At 71.6% G+C, this 7396-nt stretch carries 6 protein-coding genes and 1 pseudogene; 4 read left to right on the forward strand and 3 right to left on the reverse strand.

Annotated features, from left to right (window positions below; genetic code table 11):
- The first annotated feature begins 112 nt into the window (after nt 1-112).
- A complete protein-coding gene (locus tag ESO86_RS08105) occupies nt 113-1129 on the forward strand; it encodes a magnesium and cobalt transport protein CorA (protein WP_129234445.1) in 1017 nt (338 codons plus the stop codon).
- A 15-nt stretch (nt 1130-1144) separates the two neighbouring features.
- Nucleotides 1145-1513 carry a DUF4440 domain-containing protein gene (locus ESO86_RS08110; protein WP_129234446.1) on the forward strand — a complete coding sequence of 123 codons (369 nt, stop codon included), beginning with the start codon at nt 1145-1147 and terminating at the stop codon, nt 1511-1513.
- Between the two features lie 71 nt (nt 1514-1584).
- Here the strand turns inward: ESO86_RS08110 and ESO86_RS08115 are convergent, their stop codons facing one another.
- The 3 genes from ESO86_RS08115 to argG form a co-directional block, all read right to left on the reverse strand.
- Nucleotides 1585-2223 carry a TetR/AcrR family transcriptional regulator gene (locus tag ESO86_RS08115; RefSeq protein ID WP_129234447.1) on the reverse strand — a complete coding sequence of 213 codons (639 nt, stop codon included), beginning with the start codon at nt 2221-2223 and terminating at the stop codon, nt 1585-1587.
- A 119-nt stretch (nt 2224-2342) separates the two neighbouring features.
- A complete protein-coding gene (cls, locus tag ESO86_RS08120; RefSeq protein ID WP_129234448.1) occupies nt 2343-3818 on the reverse strand; it encodes a cardiolipin synthase in 1476 nt (491 codons plus the stop codon).
- Between the two features lie 195 nt (nt 3819-4013).
- Nucleotides 4014-5441, reverse strand: a complete 1428-nt coding sequence (gene argG / locus ESO86_RS08125; RefSeq protein ID WP_129234449.1) for an argininosuccinate synthase — start codon at nt 5439-5441, stop codon at nt 4014-4016.
- Nucleotides 5442-5650: 209 nt separating this feature from the next.
- Between argG and ESO86_RS08130 the strand changes: the two genes are divergently transcribed.
- On the forward strand, nt 5651-7093 hold the full coding sequence (locus tag ESO86_RS08130) for a S8 family peptidase (RefSeq protein WP_129234450.1): 1443 nt from the start codon (nt 5651-5653) through the stop codon (nt 7091-7093).
- A gap of 119 nt (nt 7094-7212) precedes the next feature.
- Nucleotides 7213-7396 (forward strand): annotated as a pseudogene (locus ESO86_RS08135) (hypothetical protein); the annotation flags it as partial.

Raw genomic sequence — 7396 nt, forward strand, 5'->3', positions numbered from 1 at the left:
TGGGCCGTGACGCACTGAGCCGGGCCGCCCGGGGCCTCGCGCCTCGAGCGGTCGCGCCGCCGTGCGTGCGTGTCGTGGCAGCGCGACGCCCGCGCGGGACGACACTGGTCCCGTGCCGATCATCGACAACGCGGTGTACCGCGACGGGCAGCGCGTCGCGACGCCGGCGTCGCTCGAGGAGACCTTCGAGACCCGCGAGCGCCACGGCGGATTCGCCTGGATCGGCCTGTACCGGCCGACCGATGCCGAGCTCGACGCCGTCGCCGCGGAGTTCGGGCTGCATCACCTCGCGGTCGAGGACGCCCGGAAGGGGCACCAGCGGCCGAAGCTCGAGCGGTACGGCCAGACGCTCTTCGCGGTGCTGAGGCCCGCGCGCTACCTCGACGACGTCGAGGAGGTGGAGTTCGGCGAACTCCACGTGTTCGTCGGGCCCGGGTTCGCCGTCACGATCCGGCACGCCGAGTCGCCCGACCTGGCGCGGGTGCGGCGGCGCCTCGAAGGCGCTCCCGAGCTGCTGGCCCGCGGCCCCGAGGCAGTGCTCTACGCGGTGATCGACGAGGTCGTCGACGAGTACGCGCCGGTCGTCGCCGGGCTCGAGAACGACATCGACGAGATCGAGCAGCAGCTGTTCGACGGCGATCCCGCGGTGACGCGTCGCATCTACGACCTCGCCGCGGAGGTGATGGACTTCCAGCGCGCGACGAAGCCCATCGGGGGCATGCTCCAGGCGCTCGAACGCGGCTTCGAGAAGTACGACGTCGACCTCGAACTGCAGCGCTACCTGCGCGACGCCGACGACCACGTGCTCCGGATCGTCGACCGCGGCGAGTCCTTCCGCCAACTCCTGCAGAACGCGCTCGCGGTGCACTCGACGCTCGTCACGCAGCGCCAGAACGACGAGATGCAGCGCCTCACCGAGACGAGCCTCCGGCAGAGCGAGGAGGTGAAGAGGATCTCCAGCTGGGCCGCGATCATCTTCGCCCCGACGCTCATCGCCTCGGTCTACGGCATGAACTTCCGGTACATGCCCGAGCTGGACGAGCCGCTCGGGTACCCGCTCACGCTCCTGGCCATGGTGGCCTTCGCGGTGGCGCTCTACGCGATCTTCAAGCGCCGCAACTGGATGTAGGCGTAGCGTGGCCGCATGACCGAGATCACCGACGATCTGCCCGCCCGACTCCTCCACGAGGAGCACGCCGGATGGCGTGCCATCCTCGACGGCCACGGCGGCGAGCACTACGCCCGCGCGATGACCCGTGACGCGGTCATGATCGTCGAGGGGGCGTTCCTCGGGCGCGACGACGTGATCGCCGCCTTCCGCAGCTCGCCGCCGTGGGACGCCTACGAGATCCACGAGCCCGCGATCGTCCGACTCGGCGACCGGGCCGGGATCCTCGCCTACCGCGCGGTCGCGCGGCGCGGCGACGACGTGGCCGACCTCAGGATGTCGACCACCTACCTCTACGCCGACGGCGCGTGGCACGTGGCCGCGCACCAGCAGACGCCGGCCTAGCGCGCCCCCTCGGGGCGCTCCCGCAGTGCGCCGCTCGGCGCGGGGCCGGGCAACGCCGTGGAGGTCGATCCTCAGTGTTCCCCGGCGAGTTCCGGGGTGTCGGCGATGAGCGCGCCGGCCTCGCGCCAGGAGAGCCCGGCCGTGCCCAGCGCGGCGAGCATGACCAGACGGCGGCCCTCCGGATCGGTCAGGTCGGCGCGCGCGGCCTCGGCGAGCACGGCGAGGGCCGACTCCTGGATGAGCCGCGCGAGGACGGCCTGGGGGATGTCGTCGCGCACGGTGCCGTCGGCGACGCCGCGGGCGACGAACACGGTGAGGCGCCGGCGCACGGGGTCGAGCGACGAGGCGGCGCGCTCGACGTAGGGCTGGCGGAGGGCGACCTGCGCGAGGAGGCGCACGTGGTCGACGGCGTCCCACAGGCGCGCGCAGAGGAGTGCGATCGCGACGGGCGCGTCGGCGTGGTCGGTGGTGGATGCCGCGGCGACGAGCCGCTCGGCCCCTCGCTCGATCAGTGCGACGATGAGCTCGTCGCGGCCGGAGAAGTGGCCGTAGAGTGCGCGGCGGCTCAGGCCGGCGGCCGCCGCGACGGCCTCGAGCGACGCATCGGGTTCGGTCGCGAGGATCACCACGGCGGCGTTCAGGAGGGCTTCGCGGTTCTGCGCCGCGTCCCGACGGCGAGAGCGGCGGCCCGCGTCGGTGTCGGACGGCATCCGGCCAGTCTATGGAGAACATGCACATCGATGTGCAAGTTATCGCGAACGCGCAGCGAACGCCCAGCCACGTGCCGCGCGCACCGGCGCGCGCCGCGGCCCGCGGCATCCGTCGTCGACTACTGCAGTGCCGACGTGAGGCGCGCGATGCCGTCGAGGAACGTCGCCGACGCCGGTTCGCGGTTCCACTCCTCGAGCGTCAGCTCGCGCCCGAGCTCCCGGTAGCGCGCCTCGACCTCGCGCATGTCGGCCACGAACGACGCCCCGCGGACGAGCATCGTGACCTCGAAGTTCAGCGCGAACGACCGGATGTCCATGTTGCTCGAGCCGATCACGGCGACGTCGTCGTCGATCGAGACGTGCTTCGCGTGCAGGATGAACGGGCCGGGGTACAGCCAGATCCGCACGCCGGCGGTCAGCAGGGCGCGGTAGTACGAGCGCTGGGCGTGCCACACCCCGCCCTGGTCGCCGATCTCCGACACGAACAGCTGCACGTCGAGCCCGCGCAGCTTCGCCGACGTGATCGCGTAGACCATCGCCTCGTCCGGCACGAAGTACGGGCTCGTGATGATGACCCGCTCCTGCGCCGAGTTCACCAGGGTGAGGAACTGCCGCAGGTTGTTCTCGCTCTCGAACGCCGGACCGCTCGGCACGACCTGGCAGTCCAACGCGTCGGCCGAGGTGTCGACCTGCAGCTCCTCGACCGGCGTGTTCGCCTCGGCTCCGAGCACCTCGCCCGTCTCCGCGTACCAGTCGGAGCGGAACACCGCGTTGAGCTCGACCACGGCGGGTCCGGTGACCCTCGCCACGAGCTCCTGCCACTTCAGGCCGCGCTTGAGGTTCTTGGGCGAGTCGTAGCTCCGGTCGATGAGGTTCTGGGATCCCATGTGCCCGACCACGCCGTCGACGACGACGATCTTGCGGTGGTTGCGCAGGTCGGGCCGCTGCCACTCGCCCTTGAACGGCCGCACCGGCAGCAGGTAGTGCCACTCGACGCCGATCCGGTCGAGCTCCTCGATGGTGGCCTTGTGCAGGGGGACCTTCGACGAGGCGATGTGGTCCATGAGCAGCCGGACGCGGACGCCACGGCGGACCGCGTCCTCCATCGCCGCGAAGAAGCCCCGCGTCGTGTCGTCGAACGCGACGATGAAGAACTCCACGTGCACGAAGCGCGACGCGGTGGCGATGTCGGCCGCCATCGCGTCGACCGAGCCCTGGTAGTCGTCGATCAGGGTCGCACGATTGCCGGATGTCGCGGGCAGGCCGGTCAGCCGGGTGTTCTGCGCGACCGTCGAGTCGAACCACGCCGGCCACGCCTCGTGATCGGCGACGAGGTCGAGGTCGGCCGTCCGTTCGGCGATCATCCGGTCGGCCTCCTGCTGCCGCGCCATCCGCTGCTTCGGCAACCGGATGTTGCCGATGAGCAGGTACAGCAGGATCCCGACGAACGGGATCAGGAAGATGGCGAGCAGCCACGCCATCGCGGCGGTCGGCTTCCGGTCCCTGGGGATGATGATGAGCGCCGCGATGCGGATCACCCAGTCGAGGAGGACCACGAGGCCGCCGACGACCGCGGCCCACTCGCCGCCGCTCATGCCCGAACGTCCCGACGGTCGATACGGTCGTGCATCGCAGCCTCCCCGAGCGGTCGCGAGGCGCGCAGCGTCACGCGGCGCGCGGATGTCGCCGAGTATGGCACCGACTGCGTCGTGCGCGCGAGAGGCGGCCCAGTCGGGCGGCACCGGGTCGGATGCCGCGTTCCGGCCGGTGACACCCGGAACGCGCGCGTGTCAGTCGGTGCCGAGGTCGAACGCGGCGGCCTCGTTCGCGGCATCCGTCGCCGCGTCGAGCGCGGTCTCGGCCTCGCCGGCGAGGATCTCGGACGCCCGGCCCGCGGCGATCTCGCCCACGAGCTGCGCGGTCGCACCGCCGACGATGCCGAGCGTCGCGTACTGCTCGAGGCGCGCACGCGAATCGGCGATGTCGAGGTTGCGCATGGTGAGCTGGCCGATGCGGTCCTCGGGGCCGAACGCCTGGTCGCCGACGCGCTCCATCGAGAGCTTGTCGGGGTGGTAGCTGAGCGCGGGACCCTGGGTGTTCAGGATCGTGTAGTCGTCGCCGCGGCGGAGGCGCAGCGTGACCTCGCCGGTCACGGCCGAGCCGACCCAGCGCTGGATCGACTCGCGCAGCATGAGCGACTGGGGGTCGAGCCAGCGGCCCTCGTACATGAGGCGGCCGAGGCGGCGCCCCTCCTGGTGGTAGTTGGCGATCGTGTCCTCGTTGTGGATCGCGTTGAGGAGCCGCTCGTAGGTGATGTGCAGCAGGGCCATGCCGGGCGCCTCGTAGATGCCGCGCGACTTCGCCTCGATGATGCGGTTCTCGATCTGGTCGCTCATGCCGAGCCCGTGGCGCCCGCCGATGCGGTTCGCCTCGAGCACGAGCTCGACCGGGTCGTCGAACTCGACGCCGTTCAGCGCGACCGGGCGTCCCTGGTCGTACCGGACCGTGACGTCCTCGCCCTCGATCGCGACCGACTCGTCCCAGAAGCGCACGCCCATGATCGGCTCGACGATCGTGACGCCGGCGTCGAGCTCCTCGAGCTTCTTGGCCTCGTGCGTGGCGCCCCAGATGTTGGCATCCGTCGAATAGGCCTTCTCGACCGACGCGCGGTAGGGCAGGTCGCGGGCCTGCATCCACTCGCTCATCTCCGTGCGCCCGCCGAGCTCGGTGACGAACGCGCTGTCAAGCCAGGGCTTGTAGATGCGCAGCCGGGGGTTGGCCATGAGGCCGTAGCGGTAGAACCGCTCGATGTCGTTGCCCTTGTAGGTGGAGCCGTCGCCCCAGATGTCGACGCCGTCCTCCATCATGGCGCGCACGAGCATCGTGCCCGTGACCGCGCGGCCGAGCGGCGTCGTGTTGAAGTACGTCTTGCCGCCCGAGCGGATGTGGAAGGCGCCGCACTGCAGGGCGACGAGGCCCTCCTCGACGAGCGCGGTCTTCACGTCGACGAGTCGGCTGATCTCGGCGCCGTACTCGACCGCGCGGCCGGGGACGGCCTCGACGTCGGGCTCGTCGGGCTGGCCGAGGTCGGCGGTGTAGGTGCACGGAACCGCACCCTTCTCGCGCATCCAGGCGACCGCCACGGAGGTGTCGAGACCCCCGGAGAAGGCGATGCCGACGCGCTCGCCGACGGGAAGGCTCGAGAGGACTTTCGACATGCCGACAAGCCTACTTGCGCGCATGCGCGCGAGACGACGCGCCGAGGGGAAGGGCTATCCCCCGGACGGGGGACACGCCGATAGGCTCGCCCGAACCGGCCGCGCGGCCCTACACCGACGCCGCCGATCGTCGCATCCACTGGACACGCCGGTCCGACGGCCCAAGCTGCCGTCGGTGCACCACTCCACGCACATCGAACGGAGACAGGATGAGGAACCACAAGGTGATCGGCGCGGCATCCGCCGTCGCCCTGGCCGTGGGCCTGGTCGGGACGGCAGCCGCCGTGCCCGCCGCCGCGGCCGGCCCGGAGAGCACCTACCTCGTGCTCGCGCCGCAGGGCGCGAACACGAAGGCCGCCGCCAAGCGCGTCGCGGCGGCCGGCGGCACCGTCGTCGCCAGCTACGACCAGATCGGCGTGCTCGTGGCGTCGTCGACGAACACGGCGTTCGAGACCTCGGTCGTCGGCGCGGGCGTGCAGTCCGTCGCCTCGACCGACGGGCTCGGGACGACGCTGATCGACGACGAGGCGATCGAGGTGCTCGACGAATCGGCGCTCGAGGCGACCGGGGACCCGACCGCGGAACCCTACTGGAGCTACCAGTGGGACATGGAGCAGATCGACGTCCCCGAGGCGCACGCGGTGACCACGGGCGACCCGTCGGTCGTCGTCGGCGTGCTCGACTCGGGCATCGACTACACGCACCCCGACCTCGCATCGCAGGTCGCGTACGACCAGAGCGCCTCGTGCCTGGGCGGCGTCGTCGACACCGACCCGGCCGCGTGGCGGAACACCACGTCGTCGCACGGCACGCACGTCGCGGGCACGATCGCGGCGGCGATCAACGGCGTCGGCATCGCGGGCGTCGCGCCCGGCGTGAAGGTCGCCTCGGTCAAGGTCGTGAACGACGACGGCTACATCTACCCCGAGGCCGCGATCTGCGCCTACCTCTGGGCCGCGGACCACGGCATGCCGATCACGAACAACAGCTACTACATCGACCCGTGGGAGTTCAACTGCGTGAACGACCCGCGCCAGCGCCCGGTCTGGCAGGCCGTGCAGCGCGCGCTGAGCTACTCGCAGTCGAAGGGCACGCTCACCGTGGCGTCGGCCGGCAACAGCAACGTCGACCTGCAGCACAAGTTCATCGACGACGGCAGCCCGAACGACGGCAGCGGCGAGGTCGAGACGCGCGAGGTCAACGGCGCGTGCCGCGACCTCCCGGCCGAGGCGCCGGGCGTCGTGACGGTCTCGGCCGTCGGCCCGACCGAGCAGAAGAGCTACTACTCCTCGTACGGCCAGGGCGTCGTCGACGTCACGGCTCCGGGCGGCGACACGCGCTTCCGCACCGGTGGCGCGTCGTCCACCATCACGGACGCCGTGCTCTCGACCGTCCCGGGCGGCTGGGGCTGGTCGCAGGGCACCTCGATGGCCGGGCCGCACGCGGCCGGCGTCGCCGCGCTGGCGATCTCGGCGCACCCCGACATGAAGGTCGGCCAGCTCGCATCGTTCCTCGAGCGCACCGCCACGGCACTCGAGTGCCCGGAGGGCGTCTACGAGCCGCGTCCGGGCTACCCGGCGACGTGCACGGGCGGCGAGCGCAACGGCTTCTACGGAGCCGGCAACGTCAACGCGTTCAACGTCGTCCAGTGACGCGCTGAGCGATCGACCGTGAGGGGTCGGGCCTGCGGGCCCGGCCCCTCTCGCGTGCCCGGGGTCCGCGTTCCGACGAACCGGTGGCGTTGCGGATGCCGCGGCGTAGGCTCGGCCGCATGGACACCGCCGACCGCCACGCCTCCCCGTCGCCGCGCGACGGCTACACGGCCGAGCAGGTCCGCGCGGCCGAGCGCCCGCTGCTCGAGGCGGGCGAGCCCCTCATGCAGCGCGCCGCGGACGCCCTCGCCGACGAGGTCTCGCGCCTGATCGCCGAGACGCACGGCCCCGTGCACAGATCGG

Source organism: Agromyces binzhouensis (genome assembly GCF_004135055.1).
GTDB classification, from domain to species: Bacteria; Actinomycetota; Actinomycetes; order Actinomycetales; family Microbacteriaceae; genus Agromyces; species Agromyces binzhouensis.